This is a genomic window from Gordonia sp. (in: high G+C Gram-positive bacteria), assembly GCF_020438995.1.
Taxonomy (GTDB): domain Bacteria; phylum Actinomycetota; class Actinomycetes; order Mycobacteriales; family Mycobacteriaceae; genus Gordonia.
The window spans coordinates 17,000-34,479 of the sequence record NZ_JAGQTN010000206.1 but is presented as its reverse complement, the minus strand read 5'-3'; the positions used below and the strand labels follow the sequence as shown (position 1 = coordinate 34,479).

General features: G+C 66.6%; 16 protein-coding genes and 1 riboswitch. Of the genes, 10 read left to right on the top strand and 6 right to left on the bottom strand.

Annotated features, from left to right (window positions below):
• Positions 1-294 precede the first annotated feature (294 nt).
• Both KDB67_RS14925 and KDB67_RS14920 read left to right on the top strand, forming a co-directional pair.
• A complete protein-coding gene (locus tag KDB67_RS14925) occupies positions 295-2,529 on the top strand; it encodes an MMPL family transporter (RefSeq protein WP_291017113.1) in 2,235 nt (744 codons plus the stop codon).
• 4 nt (positions 2,530-2,533) lie between these two features.
• A complete protein-coding gene (locus tag KDB67_RS14920; RefSeq protein ID WP_291017111.1) occupies positions 2,534-3,205 on the top strand; it encodes a TetR family transcriptional regulator in 672 nt (223 codons plus the stop codon).
• Here the strand turns inward: KDB67_RS14920 and KDB67_RS14915 are convergent.
• Positions 3,153-4,412, bottom strand: coding sequence for a PE-PPE domain-containing protein (locus tag KDB67_RS14915; RefSeq protein WP_291017109.1), 1,260 nt, complete (start codon positions 4,410-4,412; stop codon positions 3,153-3,155). The genes KDB67_RS14920 and KDB67_RS14915 overlap by 53 nt on opposite strands.
• A gap of 272 nt (positions 4,413-4,684) precedes the next feature.
• On the opposite strand from KDB67_RS14915, the gene KDB67_RS14910 reads away from it, so the two are divergent.
• The gene (locus tag KDB67_RS14910; RefSeq protein ID WP_291017106.1) at positions 4,685-6,067 is read left to right on the top strand and encodes an amidohydrolase family protein; all 1,383 of its coding nucleotides are present in this window, start codon (positions 4,685-4,687) and stop codon (positions 6,065-6,067) included.
• 325 nt (positions 6,068-6,392) lie between these two features.
• On the opposite strand, the gene KDB67_RS14905 is transcribed toward KDB67_RS14910, so the two are convergent.
• Positions 6,393-7,565, bottom strand: a complete 1,173-nt coding sequence (locus KDB67_RS14905; RefSeq protein WP_291017104.1) for a carboxylate--amine ligase — start codon at positions 7,563-7,565, stop codon at positions 6,393-6,395.
• 108 nt (positions 7,566-7,673) lie between these two features.
• Between KDB67_RS14905 and KDB67_RS14900 the strand changes: the two genes are divergently transcribed.
• Entirely contained in the window at positions 7,674-8,696 is a 1,023-nt protein-coding gene (locus KDB67_RS14900; RefSeq protein WP_291017101.1) for an EamA/RhaT family transporter, read from the top strand.
• A gap of 5 nt (positions 8,697-8,701) precedes the next feature.
• The gene (locus KDB67_RS14895) at positions 8,702-9,574 is read left to right on the top strand and encodes a hypothetical protein (protein ID WP_291017098.1); all 873 of its coding nucleotides are present in this window, start codon (positions 8,702-8,704) and stop codon (positions 9,572-9,574) included.
• Positions 9,575-9,580: 6 nt separating this feature from the next.
• Here KDB67_RS14895 and KDB67_RS14890 read toward each other — a convergent pair whose 3' ends face one another.
• From KDB67_RS14890 to KDB67_RS14880, 3 genes are all read right to left on the bottom strand, one after another.
• A complete protein-coding gene (locus KDB67_RS14890; RefSeq protein WP_291017096.1) occupies positions 9,581-10,363 on the bottom strand; it encodes a thiazole synthase in 783 nt (260 codons plus the stop codon).
• Complete coding sequence (gene thiS / locus KDB67_RS14885; RefSeq protein WP_291017095.1) at positions 10,356-10,553, bottom strand: sulfur carrier protein ThiS; 198 nt, start codon at positions 10,551-10,553, stop codon at positions 10,356-10,358. Before thiS ends, KDB67_RS14890 begins: the two co-directional genes overlap by 8 nt.
• Positions 10,553-11,617 carry an FAD-dependent oxidoreductase gene (locus KDB67_RS14880; protein WP_291017092.1) on the bottom strand — a complete coding sequence of 355 codons (1,065 nt, stop codon included), beginning with the start codon at positions 11,615-11,617 and terminating at the stop codon, positions 10,553-10,555. Before KDB67_RS14880 ends, thiS begins: the two co-directional genes overlap by 1 nt.
• A riboswitch (TPP riboswitch) is annotated at positions 11,607-11,720 on the bottom strand. (Overlaps the previous gene by 11 nt.)
• 126 nt (positions 11,721-11,846) lie before the next feature.
• On the opposite strand from KDB67_RS14880, the gene KDB67_RS14875 reads away from it, so the two are divergent.
• The 3 genes from KDB67_RS14875 (at position 11,847) to KDB67_RS14865 (ending at position 14,183) form a co-directional block, all read left to right on the top strand.
• A complete protein-coding gene (locus KDB67_RS14875) occupies positions 11,847-12,815 on the top strand; it encodes an aldo/keto reductase (RefSeq protein ID WP_291017089.1) in 969 nt (322 codons plus the stop codon).
• 8 nt (positions 12,816-12,823) lie between these two features.
• Positions 12,824-13,543: a thiamine phosphate synthase gene (gene thiE, locus KDB67_RS14870; protein WP_291017144.1), complete on the top strand. Its 720-nt coding sequence runs from the start codon at positions 12,824-12,826 to the stop codon at positions 13,541-13,543.
• A gap of 274 nt (positions 13,544-13,817) precedes the next feature.
• Positions 13,818-14,183 (top strand): hypothetical protein, encoded by a 366-nt coding sequence (locus KDB67_RS14865; protein ID WP_291017142.1) that lies wholly within the window; start codon positions 13,818-13,820, stop codon positions 14,181-14,183.
• 204 nt (positions 14,184-14,387) lie between these two features.
• Here the strand turns inward: KDB67_RS14865 and KDB67_RS14860 are convergent, their stop codons facing one another.
• Entirely contained in the window at positions 14,388-14,873 is a 486-nt protein-coding gene (locus tag KDB67_RS14860; RefSeq protein WP_291017086.1) for an NUDIX hydrolase, read from the bottom strand.
• Positions 14,874-15,052: 179 nt separating this feature from the next.
• Here KDB67_RS14860 and KDB67_RS14855 point away from each other — a divergent pair, with 179 nt between their 5' ends.
• Both KDB67_RS14855 and KDB67_RS14850 read left to right on the top strand, forming a co-directional pair.
• Positions 15,053-16,492 (top strand): hypothetical protein, encoded by a 1,440-nt coding sequence (locus KDB67_RS14855; RefSeq protein WP_291017084.1) that lies wholly within the window; start codon positions 15,053-15,055, stop codon positions 16,490-16,492.
• Positions 16,489-17,472, top strand: coding sequence for a glutamate ABC transporter substrate-binding protein (locus KDB67_RS14850; RefSeq protein ID WP_291017082.1), 984 nt, complete (start codon positions 16,489-16,491; stop codon positions 17,470-17,472). Before KDB67_RS14855 ends, KDB67_RS14850 begins: the two co-directional genes overlap by 4 nt.
• The last annotated feature ends 8 nt before the right edge of the window (positions 17,473-17,480 follow it).

Below are 17,480 nucleotides of genomic sequence, written 5' to 3'. Positions count from 1 at the left end.
GGAAGCCCCCACCCATCCCTGACTCAGGGACACAACCGGGGGTGATTTCAGGGTGTTGAGGGATGCGCCGAATGCCCGTCGACCCGCATACTCGAACAGTCCCCGGAAATTAGGCACCACCGAAGGGACCTTATGCCCTAGCGTTCATCACACCGACACGCTGCGGCGAGTTGCGTCACACTCGCGGCCGCCAGGGTTGCGATGACCGGCGCCGAGGGGTAGACCAAACTGGTAGTCAGTTCCACTTTTGATTGACTGCCACATCTTGCCAATCCAGTTCGAGGGATGGAGACCATGGCGTCCATACTCTTCCGGCTAGGCCGGTTCTCATTTCGACACAAGTGGTGGGTGATCGCCGCCTGGGTGGCCGCGATGGTCCTCGTCGTCAGCCTCGTGAGCGTACTGCAGCCGAAGTTCTCCAAGGATTTCGAACTGCCCGGCACCGACTCCGGCAACGCGATGACCACAATGCAGAAGTACTTCCCGGTGGCCACCGAAGATCAGGAGCAGGCCTCGACCAGCGTCCTGGTCCAGGCTCCGGACGGGATCGCCAAGCACGCCGCCGAGATCGACAAGCTCGTCGCGAGCCTCAAAGAGCTCCCCGAACTCAAGGATGCGGCAACCATCGTCAGCCCGCTGTCGGTGCCCGCCGAGTCGCGCGCGCAGGTACTCAGCGAGGACGGCAAGGTCGGCCTCATCCAGGTCAGACAGACCACCAACATCATGGACCTGGAGATCGACGACAAGCACGAGTTCGTCGACATCCTCAAAGATCATCGCGTCGGCGGCCTGAACGTGGAGGCCACCGGCTCGCTGATGTCGATTCAGGACGAAGGCGGCACCGCCGAGATGCTCGGCTTCGGCGTCGCGTTCATCGTGATGATCGTGTTCTTCGGCGCCCTCGTCGCCGCGTTCATCCCGCTGATCACCGGCATCTTCGCAGTCCTGATCACCATCATGTTGCTGACGCTGAGCACCGAGTTCCTCGACGTCAACGAGTCGGCCACCGGCATCGTCACCATGCTCGGCATCGCCGTCTCCATCGACTACGCGCTGTTCATCGTGTCCCGGTACCGAAGTGAGGTCGCCAGAGGCGGATCCAGGGAGGATGCCGTGGGACGCGCGGTGGGCACCGCCGGATCCGCGGTGGTGTTCGCCGGCCTCACCGTGATCATCGCCGTGGTCGCCCTGATGGTGATCGGGCTGCCGTTCGTCACCCAGATGGGCCTCGGCGCCGGTATCGCCGTGGGCCTGGCGGTCATGGCCGCCATCACCTTCATCCCCGCGCTGCTCGGTGCGTTCGGACGCTTCGCGTTCACCCCGAAGATCCCGTGGATCAAACATGCCGAGGAGTCCGAGGACGCCGACACCAACGGTATGCGGTTCGGCCGGGCCGTCGTGGCCAAACCCATTCCGTTCATCATCGCCGGGCTGGCCGTGCTGGTCGTGGCCGCCATCCCCATGACCAAGATGGAACTGGGCATGACGATGAACAGCGAGGACGAGAACAAGGCGCTGGAGTTGCTGGCCGAAGGCTTCGGCAAGGGCATCAACGGCCCGCTGCTGGTGACCGTCCGCAATGCCGGCGGTGACGTCACCGCCGCCGCGGACAAGGCCGTCGCGCACATCAAGACGCTCGACGACGTGGCCAACGCCAAGACCCTCACCTGGATGGGCAACGGCAGCGACCCGAAGAACCCGAACGTCGGCGCCGACACCGCGCTGATTTCGATCATCCCCAACAGCGGACCGTCCGATCAGGAAACACATGACCTGATGGAGCAGATCCGCGACTACAAGAACGAGGTCTCGGCGGCCGGCGGGACCATGCACGTCGGCGGCATGACCGCGATCATGTCGGACATGTCCGACAAGCTCGACAACGCACTCATCCCGTACCTGATCGTCGTCGTGGGCCTGGCGTTCCTGATCATGGTCGCCGTGTTCCGCTCGCTGTGGGTTCCGCTGATCGGCACCATCGGATTCATCTTCTCGGTGCTCGCCGCGTTCGGCGCCACCGTGGCGATCTTCCAGGAGGGCATGTTCGGCCTGATCGACAACACGATGCCGCTGCTGTCGTTCCTGCCGATCTTCCTGATAGGCGTGGTGTTCGGCCTGGCCATGGACTATCAGGTGTTCATGCTGACGCGGGTCCGCGAGGAATACATCCACGGCATGACCGCCAAGGAGGCGATCCTCGCCGGCTACCGGCACGGCGCACGCGTGGTGTCCTCGGCCGCGATCATCATGATCTGCGTGTTCGCCTCGTTCATGCTGGCCCCCGACACCACCTCCAAGATGCTCGGCTTCGCGATGGCCATCGCGGTCTTCTTCGACGCCATCATCATCCGCATGACGGTGGTGCCCGCGGTGATCGCACTGCTGGGCGATCGCGCCTGGGGTCTGCCCAAGTGGCTGGACAAGCTGGTCCTCGACTTCGACATCGAGGGCGGCGCAGTGCGCAACAACGGCCTGGAGGACCTCCCCGGTGGCGGCGCGTCACTGGAGAAGGCCGGAGCTCCCGCGTAGTCCGATGGCAGCGTCACCACGACGCGAACCTGACGGTGACCGCCGCTCCGGAAACGGTACGGCGGTCACCGACGGCCCCGAATGCAGGATCGGGCGGCCCGTCGGGTTACGCGAAAAACACAAGATCCGCACCCGCAACGCGATTCGCGACGCGGCGATGCGGCTGTTCGAGAAGCAGGGGTACGCGGGCACCACCGTGGAGCAGATCGCCCGTGAGGCCGAGGTGTCGCACACCACGTTCTTCCGGTATTTCTCCTCCAAGGAGCAGGTGGTCCTCAGCGACGACCTCGACGACGTGCGCGCACAGGTGATCGCCGGCGTGCCCCCGGGACTGAACCATTTCGGTTTCGTCCGGGAGCTGGTCCGCGGGCTGTTCACCGCGGCCAGCGGCGACCCGTGGGCGTCGAATCCCGAACGCCTGCGGCTGATCCACACCGAACCGGCGCTGCGGGTGTCCCACCAACTCGAATCCGACCGCGCCATCTACGACGGCATCGACGTGATGGCCGACTACCTCGGGGTCGACCGCGACAATCCGCGGCTGCGGGTGTTCGCCGCCGCCGTGGGCGGGGTGATGTTCCACATCGCCAACGAACTGACCTTCATCCCCGACGACGCCGCCCTCACCTCCCTGCTCGAGGCAATAGACCTCTTGGAAGAAGGTTTTCCGCTGTGACGGTCACGGATCTGAACATCTGACCGGGATCGGTGGGCAGCCGCGGACCGCGCACCGTCGCGGTCCGCGGCTGTTTCGTTGCGCCGGAGGTACTTCCCGAATCGGCGCCCACCGGGGGCGCTGCGGCGACCCTCCCGGTCTTCTGCCCCTTCCCGGTCTTCTGCTCCGCCGCAACCTGTTTCGGAGCCGGACCGCTCACGCTCGTCTCGTTCATTCTTACCTCGGCCACCGGGACGGCGGAATTGTCCACCGACGGAGCCTCGGTGGCAAAGAATCGCTCCCCCTCGGCATCCCAGCGCTTGAGATCGGCTCGCGTGTAAGGCAGTCCGGTCCGGTCATGGACCATCTGGCGCAGCAACGCGAGCGGGTGCCGGGCGTCGTACACCCGGTAGCGGGTCGTGCCGTCGACGCTGCGCAGTTCCGTCGGCGTGCCCAGTGCGTCGAGATTGCCGTAAGTCTGTGCACCCCAGCCGGTGTGGATCGCCAGAAAGCCCGCCCCGTTGACCAGGATCGATTCCAGCGGGCGCCGCGGCTGCCATTGGAAGTCCGACGCCGGATCACCGACGATGATCGCCGAGGTGACATCGGCGCCCGATGACCGTGCCGGATCGCGGGCGCCGTCCGGAGTGATGCCGAACGCCCTGACCACCTCGGGCACACCCGCGATAGTATTCGCGACCACCTTGATCCCCCACGGGCTGCGGGTGTCGGCGACGAGGACGATCTTCGCGTCGTCGAGGTCGATGCCTTGGGCCAGTGCCTTCTCCGTCGCATTGCCGAGGGCGTCGGCACCCTGGGAGTATCCGGTGTAGACCACGTGTGTGCCCGTCTTGCCGAGTCGGCGCATCACCGTGAGGTTTCTGTCGACGGCCACGTGTTTGGACGCGTCGTAGGTGTCGGCAAGAGGCGGCACCGGCGACGATTTGCCACCGACGAACGGCCACAACGACTCCGGATACGCCACGATCAGCGTGGTGCGTTGTCCCACAGTACGTTTGATGCGGTCATCGAGCGTGCCGTCGTCGGTGCCGGGGGTAACCACCATGACGATGCCGTCGGCGCGGGGCCCGAGCCTGTTGCCGGGGTTGGTGGCATCGGTGACGACGCCCGCCGTCGTCAGTTCCCGGACCACCCGCGCGCCGTCGGCCGCCGACGCCGGAGCCACGGAACAGGTAAGTGCCACAACCGCGGTCGACGCCAGAGCCACGGCGTGTGTCCGACGCGATGCACGCCGCCGCCGTAGCCCAGCGGTGGGTGGCCGGCCGATAAGGGTCTGACGATCATGCATCGGCACGGTTCTCCTCGTCCACGGGTCCGGTCGAGACGTCGGGCCCACCTATTCAGTAGACCGCACACCAACTGTAGTGAGTCGAATCACATCCCGAGGCGACACGGCGTCGTCCGTTCGAGTGAATACCCGACGGAAAGATGCGGTCCGCTCGACGGGCGAGCGGGGCCGGTCTGTGTTTTCGTTGACCGATGATCGTCACATATCTCGGCCACATCGTCCACATCGCCGGCGCGCCCGACGTCACCGGCGCACGCGAGGCCCTGGCGACGTTCCCCGACGGGGCGCTGATCGTCGACGACTCCGGGGTGATCACCTACTGTGGTCCCCGACAGGACGCGCCCGCCACGGGCACCGTCGTCGACCATCGTGGATCGTTCCTGCTGCCCGGATTCGTCGACACCCATATGCACTTTCCGCAGACGTATTCGCTCGATGCATACGGCGGTGGGCAACTCCTCGAATGGCTCGATACCTGCATCTTTCCCGCCGAGGCACGCCTGGCAGACCCCGTGTTCGCCGGGCGGATCGCCCGCGACTTCGTCGCCGCCCGCATCCGATCGGGCACCACAGCGGCGATGGTGTTCGGGTCGGCATTTCCCGACGCCCAGGACGCCCTGTTCACCGAGACCGAGCGCGCCGGGTTGCGACTGGTGAGCGGACGCGGCGTGCAGACCGTCGGACCGCCGTCGGCGGCGCCGCTGATGACCTCCGAGGAACGCGCCATCGAACTGTGCGCGGCCGAGATCGACCGCTGGCACGGCGACGACTCGTCGTTGCTGCAGGTGGCGGTCGTGCCCCGGTTCACGCTGTCGATGTCCACTCGCACACTGGCCGCTCTCGGCGAGCTGTACGACGACGTCCGCGGGCGCGGGGTGTTCATGCACTCGCACCTCAACGAGAACAATCGGCCGGGCACCGGCGAGATCGACGCCGTCAAATCACTGTTCTCGGTGAACTCGTACCTCGACACCTACGACGGGAGGTTCCTGCCCGGGTCGGCGGTCGGCGGATCGAGTCTGCTGGGACGTCGCACCATCATGGCGCACGCTGTGCACTGCACCGACACCGAACTGGCCCGGATGGCAGAGACCGGTACCTCGATCGCGCATTGTCCTGTGTCACAACAGTTTCTGGGATCGGGGACGATGCCGTGGCGGCGGACCGTCGCCGCCGGGGTGAACGTGGCCGCCGGTACCGATGTGGGCGCCGGGGACGAATGGCTGATCCCGCAGGTGCTCGGTTGCGCATTCAAGGTGCACCTGTCCGAACCCGGCGACGACGCCGTCGCCCTGCATCCGGCGGAACTGCTGTTCACCGGAACCCTCGCCGGGGCAAGGGCTCTCGATGCAGAATCCCGGTTCGGGAACTTCGACGCCGGCAAGGAGGCCGACTTCGTGGTGGTGGACCCCGCCCGCTGGGAACCACTGGAACTGTTGTTGTCCAATGGGATTCGTGCCGAGGATGACGAGATGGCCCGGGATCAGCTGCTGTTCGCGCTACTGCTGGGGATGCGGGAGCCGGCCATCACCGGAGTGTATGTGCGCGGCGCACGGGTCGTAGCACCATCGTAAACCGTTGGGAGCCTTGCGTCACCGGACCCTTCGAGACGCTGTCGGCTCGCAAGCTCGCGCGACAGCCCTCAGGGATCAAGATGTGTGGCCACCACCACAAGACAAATCACACAGAACAAGATGTGAGGCCACCACCACAAGACAAACCACACAAATCAAGATGTGAGGCCACCACAAGACAAACCACACAAATCAAGACGTGAGGCCACCACCAAAGGTCCGCACGGGTTCGGCCAGACATCTTGATCCCTGAGGCCGATGCGACGAAGGAGCGAGGGTCGCGAAGGGTCCGGTGAGATGAGACGCATGACGTGACCACCTCGACCTACGGAGAGACCTGTTTGCCGTCCCACTCGTGGTCGTGCATGAAGCCCTCGGCCAGGCCGACGTGGTACTTGAGGCAGTGCCGCAGGATGAACAGGTAGGCCACCGGGAGCATCAGTGCGGGCTTTCGGTCACCCGACAACCAGACCACGTCGCGCGAATGCCGGAAGTCGCGTACGAACTGACGGAAGCTACGTCCGTTCAATGACTTTCGTTTCCAGCCGTACATCAGCATGCCCAGCCCGATCATCTTGTCGGCATCCCGCTGCGGCGTGATCAATTCGGTGTTCTCCCCGAAGAACGCCCTGTCGACGCCGTCGGCCGGGGCGAACAGCATGATCCCACTGGTGGCACGTGGATTGCATTCGATGGTCAGCAGACCGATGTCGGGGTCGTCGTAGAAGTCGAAACCGATGTGCCCGGTGAACCCGATGTCGGCGACGAACTCGGTGATCCAGTCCAGAATCCCCGGATGATCAACCGATTCGAAACGCAGACAAGAGTTTCCGTCAATGGCATAACCGACCGGATAGGTGGCGTGCGCGAATACCTTGCCGTCCCGGCAGATCGAGTAGGTGCAGTAGCGGTCGCCCGACGCCCACTGCTGTGCGAGCCACGGATTGCCGTCCTCGAAGTCCAGCCACGACAGGTCATCACCGGGCCGCATCTTGTACACCTTCTGCGACCCACGCGAATACACCCGCTTGAGTGCGAACGGGGTGGTGAAGTCCAACGCGGCGACGTCGTCGGGTGAAGAGAGGGTGGCGTACTTGAGCCCCGGCATCCCCTTGTCGGCGAGCAATCGGGAGAACTCGGCCTTCTGATGCAATTGGTTCTCGGTGGTGAACGGCGACAGGAACAGTTCGCACGTGGGCGGGAACAGTCCCGCCATCATCGACAGGATGTCCGTCTCCTCGTGGATCGGGATGATCATGTCGACCTTCTCGTCGATCGCGATCTGCACGAGCCGGCGGCAGTAGGCGACCGGCTCGAACTTGGGCGAGGGCACCCGGATGAACTTCGACGTGGCGTGCGAAAAACGCGTTATTCCAATCGGAAGACTGTCCACTATCGTGACCCGATGTCCCGCCGCCGCCATCAGTCGGGCAAGGTTCAACGTGAGAAACGATCGGCCGAAGGTGATCAGTACGTGCTTACCATTCGACTCAGTCACGGCACCGAGTCTAAACCGAGCGCAGACCTGCCCTGCCTGCCCAGGGAATAACCGGCGCGATGAGATCGGTTACACACACTTGATGCGGAACCGGAGCGGAGGTCCGAGATGTTCGTGATCGGTGTGATCGCAGCCTGCCTGGCCGCGGTCGCCTACGGCATGTCGACGGTCCTGCGGGCACTCGGCGCCCGTCGCGTGGCGCAGGAAGCGCGTGAAGAGGGCAACGAGGCCGGTCAGACCAACGCCTCGGGCGGGCCCTCGATCCAGTCGACGATGTCGACGTTCGTCGACCCGTCGTTCATCCTGGGCACGATGATGGTGGTCATCGGCTTCGCCGGTGGCGCAGTCGCCGCCCGCTACCTGCCGCTGTTCCTGTCCCAGACCATAGTGTCGGCCAATCTGGTGGTCACGGCCCTGCTGAGCACCATCATGCTCAACATCGCGCTGCACACCCGCGACTGGATCGCCATCTGGCTGGTGGTGATGTCGCTGTGCATGCTCGGCTTCTCGTCGTCGCCGTATGCGGACACCTCCGACAGCGAGCGGTTCCACTGGGTGCTGTTCATCTCGACCGCGGTGCTGTGCGTCGTCGCGCTCGTCGGTGTGTACAAGGTGGGCAGGCATGGCGCGATCGTGGGCGGTGCGTGCGCGGGTCTGCTGTTCGGCATGATCGCGATCGCGGTCCGCGTGCTGCATGGTGTTGATCCGTTCGATCCGATCAAACTCCTCGAGGACCCGGCCGCGTGGACAATCGCCATCGCCGGGGCCACTGGCTTCTTCGTGCAGACCGTCGCTCTGCAACTCGGCGCCGTCAACGGGGTGACCGCCGTGTTGGTGGTCGGCGAGACCGCCGGGCCGAGTCTGGTGGGCGTGCTGTTCCTCGGCGACACCGCCAAGGCCGGTCTCGGTGGGCTGGCCATCGCCGGTTTCGTTGGCGCCTTCGTCGGGGCGGTGCTGGTGGCCTGGTACGGCTCGGGTGACCCAGACCACTTCGGGGAGGCACCGCCGATGAAGGGCGGCTGGCGGCGCGGCCGCGAGGACCTTCCCGGCCCCGAGGACCTCCGTGAGGATGCCGAAGATGCCGATCGTGTGCCGAGGGTGGACACGCGGGCCGCCGACGGACAAGACTGACCGGTATGAGCTCCGCGCGTACCGCGTACGAAACCCTCGAACCGTTCCACGTCCTGGCCTACTTCAATCCGGGACTGAAAACCGCACTGGACGCCACCGGACTGTCGGCCATCGCGTTCTACACCGGTGGCCGCGGCGCACCGCTGGGTGCCTGTGCGCCCTCGGTCGTGACCTCGACGTTCTACAACTTCAATCCGGCCCTCATCGAACCCGCGTGGCGCGACGCGGTGGGCGTGGGTCTGGACAGGGTGTCGGCCGCCCGGTACGCCATGCTCGACGACCAGTTGCGCACCATCCTCGGCGACACGCTCGATGACCCGGCGCTCGCCGAACTCGCCGACGCCTTCGAAGGCGCCGTCACCGGGCTGCCGCTGGGCGGGCGGGCGCTGGCGGCGGCGTGGGCGTCGAGCGAGGTGCCCGACGCCCCGCATCTGCGGCTCTGGCGACATGTGGCGGTGCTTCGGGAATGGCGCGGCGACAACCACATCGCCACGCTGATCACGCACGGCCTCGACGGCCTGGACGTGGTGACCTTCCACGAGGCCGACCTGCCCGACCCGACCGTCAGCCGCCGCATCATGGGTCGCGAGGCCATCAAGTTCACCCGCGGCTGGTCCGACGACGACTGGGAGTCCTCCGTCGACCGGCTCGTGGCAGCCGGTCTGGCCGAACGCACCGACGCCCCGAACAAGCTCGGAATCGCACACCGGCTCACCGCCGCCGGCGCCGCCACCTACGACGACATCGAGGCCGAAACCGATGCCCTCGGCGAAACCGTTTGGTCATCAACAGAATTGACCGATGCGGTCACCCGCATGCGACCGTACGTCAAAACCATTCTCGACGCCGGAGTGCTGCCGGGCACGCGTAAGAAATAGTCAGGTTCAGCCGTCTCTGTCCGGGGAGGATGCGTTGGCCCAGAAGCGTTTCGGGATGCGGCCGGCGCGGTGGGCGTGGCGGCCGGCGATCACGGCGTGACGCATCGCCGTCGCCATTGTGACCGGATCGTCGGCACGGGTCACCGCGGAGGCCAGAAGGACGGCGTCGCAACCCAATTCCATGGCGAGGGCAGCGTCGGAGGCGGTGCCGACACCGGCGTCGAGCACCACCGGGACGTTCGCGGTGGAGACGATCATCTCGATATTGTGCGGGTTGATTATGCCCAGGCCGGTGCCGATGGGTGAGCCGAGCGGCATCACCGCGGCCACCCCGACGTCCTGTAGCCTGCGGGCGAGGATCGGGTCATCGTTGGTGTAGGCGAGGACCACGAACCCGTCGGCGACGAGAACCTGTGCGGCGTCCAGCAATTCAACCGGATCGGGCAGGAGGGTCTTGTCGTCGGCGATCACTTCCAGTTTGACCCAGTCGGTACCGAGCGCCTCCCGTGCGAGCCGGGCGGTGAGCACGGCCTCGGCCCTACTGTGGCAGCCTGCGGTGTTGGGCAGGAGCGCGATGCCGAGGCGGTCGAGCAAGTCGACCATCCCGGTACCCGACCCCGGACTGACGCGGCGCAGTGCGACGGTGGTGAGCTCAGTTCCGGAGGCGAGCAAAGCCTGTTCCAGCACAGCATGATTGGCCGCACCCCCGGTCCCCATGATGAGCCGTGACCCGAATTCTCGGCCGGCGATCCGCAGTACATCGGCACCGGCACCGGTCACCTCAGCCACCCTGCACCGCCGTCAGGACCTCCACCTCGGCGCCGTCGATGAGCGGGCTGCTCCAATCGCGGCGCGAGACCACCTCGCCGTCGACGGCCACCGCAATCCCACGTTCGGGAAAACCCAACGCCCCCAACATATCGGTGACACAGCATCTGTCGGGCAGCACCGCCCTGTCGCCGTTCACTGTGATGACCATCAGTTCGCTCCGGTTTCGTCAAGAATCTCGACAACACGATGAGAGGTCCACGGCGCCAACACGATACCGTTGCGCCCGTGGCCGCAGGCGAGGATCACCCGATCGTCGACGGCCCGCACCACCGGCAGACCGTCGGCGGTGCACGGCCGAAAGCCGACTCCCGCCTCGGCGAGATCGTAGGTGCCCAGACCCGGCATCACCTCAAGTGCATCGGCCAGCAGATCGGCCACCCCCGACACCCGCGGCGCCATGTCCGAAGCATCGATCGGTTCGTATTGCGTTGCACCGACCACGATTCCGGCCCGGCGCGGCACCAAGTACACCATCCTGTCGCCGACCCGGGCACGCACCACATGCCGGGGTCCGGGCACCGACCACGCGTTGGCCGACAGCCGCAGGATCTCCCCCTTCGCGGGGTACAGATCAATTCCGCCAACAAGTTTCGACGATCCCAGACCCGCGGTCACCAAGATCCGGTCGCCGGGCAGATCGGTGAGCGAATCGACGCGGTGCGCCCGCACCATTCCACCGGCCGCCACCAGCCGGGTTTCCAGCGCCGCCAACAATGCCCGGTTGTCCACTGCGCCTTCCCCCGACGCCAGGAATCCACCGATGGCACGCGGCCCCAAAGACGGTTCCAGTTCCCGGATCTCGCGCCCGGTCACCTGCCGCAACCCTGATTGTGTCGTCACCGACTCGTCGACCGCTTTCGACCACACGAACCGGGCGAGTTGCGTCAGGAACGCCACATCCGCGGCCGTCACCCCGACGAACAGCGAATCGTCGGCGGAAACGATCGCCGGATCATCGAGCCGGGCCAGCAGCGTCGGCCAGCGGCGCACCGAATCGGCGGTGATCTCCAGCAGCGCATCCTCGCCCGGATGACCCTCACCCAGCGAACCGAGCATCCCACCGGCCACGTCGGCGGCTCGTGGGGTGCCAGGGTCGGTCAGCACAGTGACCCGCCACCCGGCATCGGCGGCGGCCAGCCCGCAGCACAGCCCGATCACCCCCGCACCGACAACCGTCAGTGTCCGAGGACGATCCGCACCCACGTGCGTCACAGCAACCTCCCTTCGCCGGCATGACCCGGATCAGGTGTGACGGTCTGCGGGGGCGACCCGCACTCTCAGCCCGGCGATCCCGCGGACTCCCGTGTTTCCTTCCGTCCAGGGTAGAGAACACGATCGGCACACATACACGGGCCACCGGAACCGGCCGCCCCGGTTTCGGGAGTACCGGTTCGGGAGTACCAGGTTCGGGAGCACCGGGCGCGGGAGTACCGTCGGGGCCATGCGCTACCAACCTCTCGGTACCAGCGGCCTGGTCGTGTCATCGGTCGGCGTGGGCTGCAACGCCTTCGGCAAACGCATCGACCAGACGGCCACCACAGCGGTCATCGACGCCGCCGTCGACGCCGGGATCAACTTCTTCGACACAGCCGACAGCTACGGCTCCGGCGTCAGCGAACAGATGCTCGGCAAGGCGCTCGGCACCCGGCGCGATCAGGTCGTGATCGCCACCAAGTTCGGGATGGACACCGGCGGCCTGTACGGGGAGGACTTCGGGGTGCGCGGCAGCCGCGGCTACATCGCCAAGGCCGTCGAGGGCAGCCTGCGCAGGCTCGGCACCGACTACATCGACCTCTATCAGCTGCACACCCCCGACCGGGTGACGCCGCTGGAAGAAACCCTCGACGCACTCGCCGATCTGGTCACCGCCGGCAAGGTCCGGTACATCGGGTCGTCGAACATGACCGCGTGGGAGGTGGTGAACGCCGACTGGCTCGCCGAATCGCTCGGCGCACCGCACTTCATCACCGCGCAGAACGAATACTCGCTGTACAACCGCAGTGCCGAGGCCGAACTCGTGCCCGCTCTCGAAACGTTCGGCATCAGCCTGCTGCCGTACTTCCCGCTCGCCTACGGCCTGCTCACCGGCAAGTACAAGCGCGATCAGGCACCGGCCGAGGGTACCCGGCTGGCCACCGAGACCTTCCGCTACGACGGCGCCGACTTCGACATCGTCGACGGTCTGCAGAAGTTCGCCGACGACCGCGGCATCCCCCTGCTCGACGTCGCGATCGGCGGCCTACTGGCCCAGCCTGCCGTCGGATCGGTGATCTCCGGGGCCACCCGCCCCGAGCAGATCAACGCCAATGTGCATGCGGCACAGTGGGATCCGAGCGCCGAAGAACTGGCCGAACTCGACGACATCGTCACGCCCGGAACGGGCAAGGGCTACACCACCTACGCCTCGTGACCACCCATATGCACAACAGGCCGGCCCGTCACATCCATGACCGGCTCGCCTGCGCCCGCCTGTACCTGTGTACCGACGCCCGCCGCGAACTCGGCGACCTCGACGAGTTCGTCGCCAAAGCAGTCGCCGGCGGTGTCGACATCGTGCAGCTGCGGGACAAGGGATCGGCCGGTGAGAAACAATTCGGTGCCCTCGAAGCGGCCGAGGAACTCGCGATCCTCGCCCGGCTACGCGAGATCACCCACGCCGGCGGGGCGTTGCTGTCGGTCAACGACCGTGCCGACCTCGCCCGATTGTCGGGTGCCGACGTCCTGCACGTCGGGCAGGGCGATCTGACCCCGGCGCAGGCCCGCGAGATCGTCGGCGAGGAGATGATCATCGGGCAGTCCACCCACGACGCCACCCAGGCGGCCGCCGCGGCAGCCGACCGGGACGTCGACTACTTCTGCGTCGGACCGTGCTGGCCCACACCCACCAAACCCGGCCGTACCGCGCCCGGCCTGGGCCTCGTTCGCGAGGTCGCCGCCAGTGTGCCCGGCAAGCCGTGGTTCGCGATCGGCGGTATCGACGCCCGGCGGCTGCCCGAGGTGGCCGCGGCCGGGGCCGGGCGCATCGTCGTCGTGCGCGCCATCACCGCGGCCGACGATCCCGGGGCCGCCGCCCGTGCCCTCACCGTAGGCATCACCGCAGTGGGCATCACCGGAACCGACATCACCCCAGGTCACTGACCTGAGTGTGAAACGGTTCACACTTTCGCGGCGTGAGGGTGTACCCTCGACCCCGTGCTCAAAGCAGGTCCGCTTCTTCTCGTAGCCCGCCGCAGCGGGGTCTGATCTCGACCGACCCCCCGCTGCGGGTCGGCTTGCGTGCCTTAGTCGGTCAACTTCAGTTCGACCGAAATGAGCAGATTCGATGTTTACCGTTCATCCCGCCCAGACATGCTCGGCACGTAACCCCGGTCGGCACACCCTGCCCTCCGGGATCCGTGAGGAGGCATCCACCATGACCTGGGAAGACTTCACCGACAGGTACTCCGGCGACGGCCGCATCCGGCTGGCCGCGTTTCACACCAAGCCCGCCGGCCACGACATGATCGACTGCCAGGCCACCCTCGCGGTCGCCGACGACCTGCTGTCACTGCACGCCACCGCCACCGGCCCCGTCGGCGCGATGACGTCGATCCTGCACGACATCGGCGCCCCCGTCGCCATCGTCGCGCTACGCCAGCGCCGCACCGACAACGCGTTCGCCACCTACCTGCTGTGTGAACACAACGGCACCCAGCGCTGGGCGTACGGCACCGGCACCACCGGCGACGACGCCAACGTCAACGCCCTGGTCGCAGGCGCCAACCGATTGCATGGTTGATGTCGTCAATTGAGAGCCGATTCTCACCGGACCCAACGCGTCCCTCCCTCCTTCGTCGCTTTGGCCTCAGGGATCAAGAAGGTGCTTGTGTCGAAGGTGTGTCGGGGACACGTCTTGATCCCTGAGGCCGTTGCGACGAAGGAGCGAGGGTCGCGAAGGGTCCGGTGAGAATCGGCGCCTGACGTCACCACCTCCGAGCGGCAGTCACGACTGTTGCCGGGCGGCCGTCGTCAGGTGGTCTTTCAGCCGGGGCCAGCTGCGTCCGAAGGCGGGGTGCAGGGGCATGTGCTCGACATCGGTGATATCGACCCACCGCAGTTCGGTGGACTCGCCGTTGGCGACGGTCCGGACCGGCTCGTCGACCTCCGCGATCACCGTCGTGTAGGTCCAGCCGCTGGGGGCGTTGTGGGTGACGAACGCCGACAGCACCCGCAGTTCGTGGCCGCCGATCCCGGCCTCCTCGTCGGCCTCGCGGATCGCGGTGTCGATGGCACTCTCGTGCGAGTCACGGGCCCCGCCCGGCAGCGCCCACGTGCCGCCCTGATGCGACCATGCGGCCCGGTGCTGCAACAGTACGCCGGTCACGCCGTCCGGTAGCGGTGCCAGCAGCAGCAACCCGGCCGCGCCGTGCACACCCCAGTACCGTGAGCCGTCGGGATCGAGAACCCATCCGTCACCGTCGCCGCGCACATCGCCTCCTAATCGTCCCCGCTGACCGTCCCCCGCCAACCTGTCCCCACCGACTCACCTTCCGGGCTGTCGTCTTTTCAACCGTATGTGAGATAGGTCTGGTGAGCCAGCCTCCAAACCGGGTTGAGCGAGACTAGGGTGGAGAATGCACAGTCCCACGCTCGGGTAGGAGGCCTACGGTGACCGGCCACGCATCTCCCGTGCGCAGCGCCGTCACCCGCGCAGGTCGGGCCGGGCGCTCGGCGAGCGGGCTCGCGTTGCCCCCGCTGCGGCAAGCCCTCGCCGACCGCCGCGAGCTGTCCGAAACCCGCCCCCGCACCCAGCCGCCGATCGCCGCTTTGCGTCACTACGCGCGCACCTCGCCGGGCAGACTGGTCGCGATTATGATCGTGCTGTCGCTGGCGCTGCTGCTCACCGGCTGGTATTCGGCGAGCGTTCTCGACGACCGCACCAGCACCTTACGGGCGATGGTCGACCGCACCGAACCGCTCGCCGAATCCGCCCAGGTGCTCTACAGCTCCCTGTCGATCGCCGACGCGTCGGCCAACGGGGCGTTCCTGTCCGGCGGCCTGGAGTCGCCCACGCTGCGCACCCGCTACGCCGACGCCATCGCCACGGCCACGACCTCGCTGATCACCGCGGCGGGCAGCCTGATGGACGAGGCCGAGGCGGACTCGGCCAAGGAGTTCACCGAAACCCGCCAGGACGTGGAGTCCCTGGCCAAGAACATCCCCGTCTACACCGGGCTGGTGGAGACTGCGCGCACCAACAACCGGCTCGGCAATCCTGTCGGGTCCGCGTACCTGGGTGTGGCGTCGACTCTCATGCAGAAGACGATCCTCCCGGCCGCCCAGCGCGTCTACGACCGCCGATCCGCCGCCATCTCCGACCCGCAGCAGACCCTGTCGACACCGCCGTGGGGGGTGTACGCGGCGCTCGCCGTGACCATCGTGGCTCTGGTGGCCACCTCCCGGTATCTGGCCCGGCGGACCCGTCGCCGATTCAATGTGGGCATCCTCGCCGCACTGACGGCCATCGTCGTCGGGTCGATGTGGTTGCTCGCCTCGGGGCTGACATCGGTGGCCATCACCCACAGCGCCCGCGAGAACGGCGCCGACCCGCTACGCGATCTGACGTCGGCACGCATCGCGACCCAGCAGGCCCGGTCGGCCGAGACGCTGTCATTCGTACAGCGCGGCGACACGGAAGGTCTCAGAGAGACGTTCAATCTGGCCACGCTGCAGATCCGACACACCCTCACCACGCTGCAAAACGACCACCACGACGTCGCCGCGGTCACACCCAGTCAACTCGGTGCCACCCTCGACCTGCTGGCCCAGTGGATCGCCGCCGACAACGACGCACGCACGGCGATCGAAAGCGGCGACTTCTCGAAAGCGCAGAAGATCATCGGCACCGGCACGTCGGCCAAGCGGTACGCAGCACTCGACGCCGACCTCGTCAAAGGCATCACCGCCACCCGCGAATCGTTCCGCACCGACATCAACACCGCGCAGCGCGTCATCGGTTACACGGGAACGGGAATGCTCGTCATCGCCTGCTTCGCCACACTGGCCGTCATCGGCGGGTTGGTTCCCCGGATCCGGGAGTACCGATGACGGCGCGCAGGCCGGCCGCGACGATTCTGGCGGCAATGGTGCTGGCCGCTCTCACCATGACCGGGTGCACCGAGTTCCCCGCCCCCGACTCGCCGCCGCCGAGTGCCACCGCCGACATACCCACTCCTCCCGGTGCCATCCCGCAGACCACGGTCGAGCCCGTCCCCGACGCCGGTGACTGCGACGCCCTGACGAGTCTGCGACCCGGCCAGTTGCCCACACCCCGGCGCATGCCCGCCCGCAGCACGATGGCCGCCATCTTCTCGCGCGGCCGACTCATCGTCGGCCTCGACATCGGCAGCAATCTGTTCAGTTTCCGCGACACCATCACCGGCGACATCAAAGGATTCGACGTCGACATCGCCCGGGCGATCGCCCGCGCCGTCTTCGGCGATCCCAACCAGATCGAGTTCCGGGTACTCACCTCCGGCGACCGGATAAAGTACCTCCAGAAGGGCGACGTGGACGTGGTGGTCAAGACCATGTCGATCACTTGCGACCGCCGCCAGGCGGTGTCGTTCTCTGCGCCCTATTACGTTGCCGCCCAACGTATTTTGGCCCAACGCAATAGCGGGATCGCCGACGCCGGCGACCTGGCCGGCAAACGGGTGTGCGCGGCACGCGGAGTGACGTCCATCGGCAGGCTCCAGTCGATCGTGCCCACCGCCCACATCACCACCACCAGTACCTGGGCCGACTGCCTGGTGATGCTCCAGCAGGGACAGGTCGACGCGGTGAGCACCGACGACGCGATCCTCGCCGGGCTGGCCGAACAGGATCCGTGGGTCCGGGTCATCGGGCCGAGTCTCGGCGAGGAGAACTATGCGGTGGGTATCGCGAAAGGTCACGATGACCTGGTCCGGTTCGTCAACGGCGTCCTCGACGACGTGCGCACCTCAGGACAATGGCAGCAGATGTACAACCGCTGGTTGTCGATCCTGGGCCCCGGCTCTCCACCCATACCCCGATACCAGGACTGAGCGCGAAC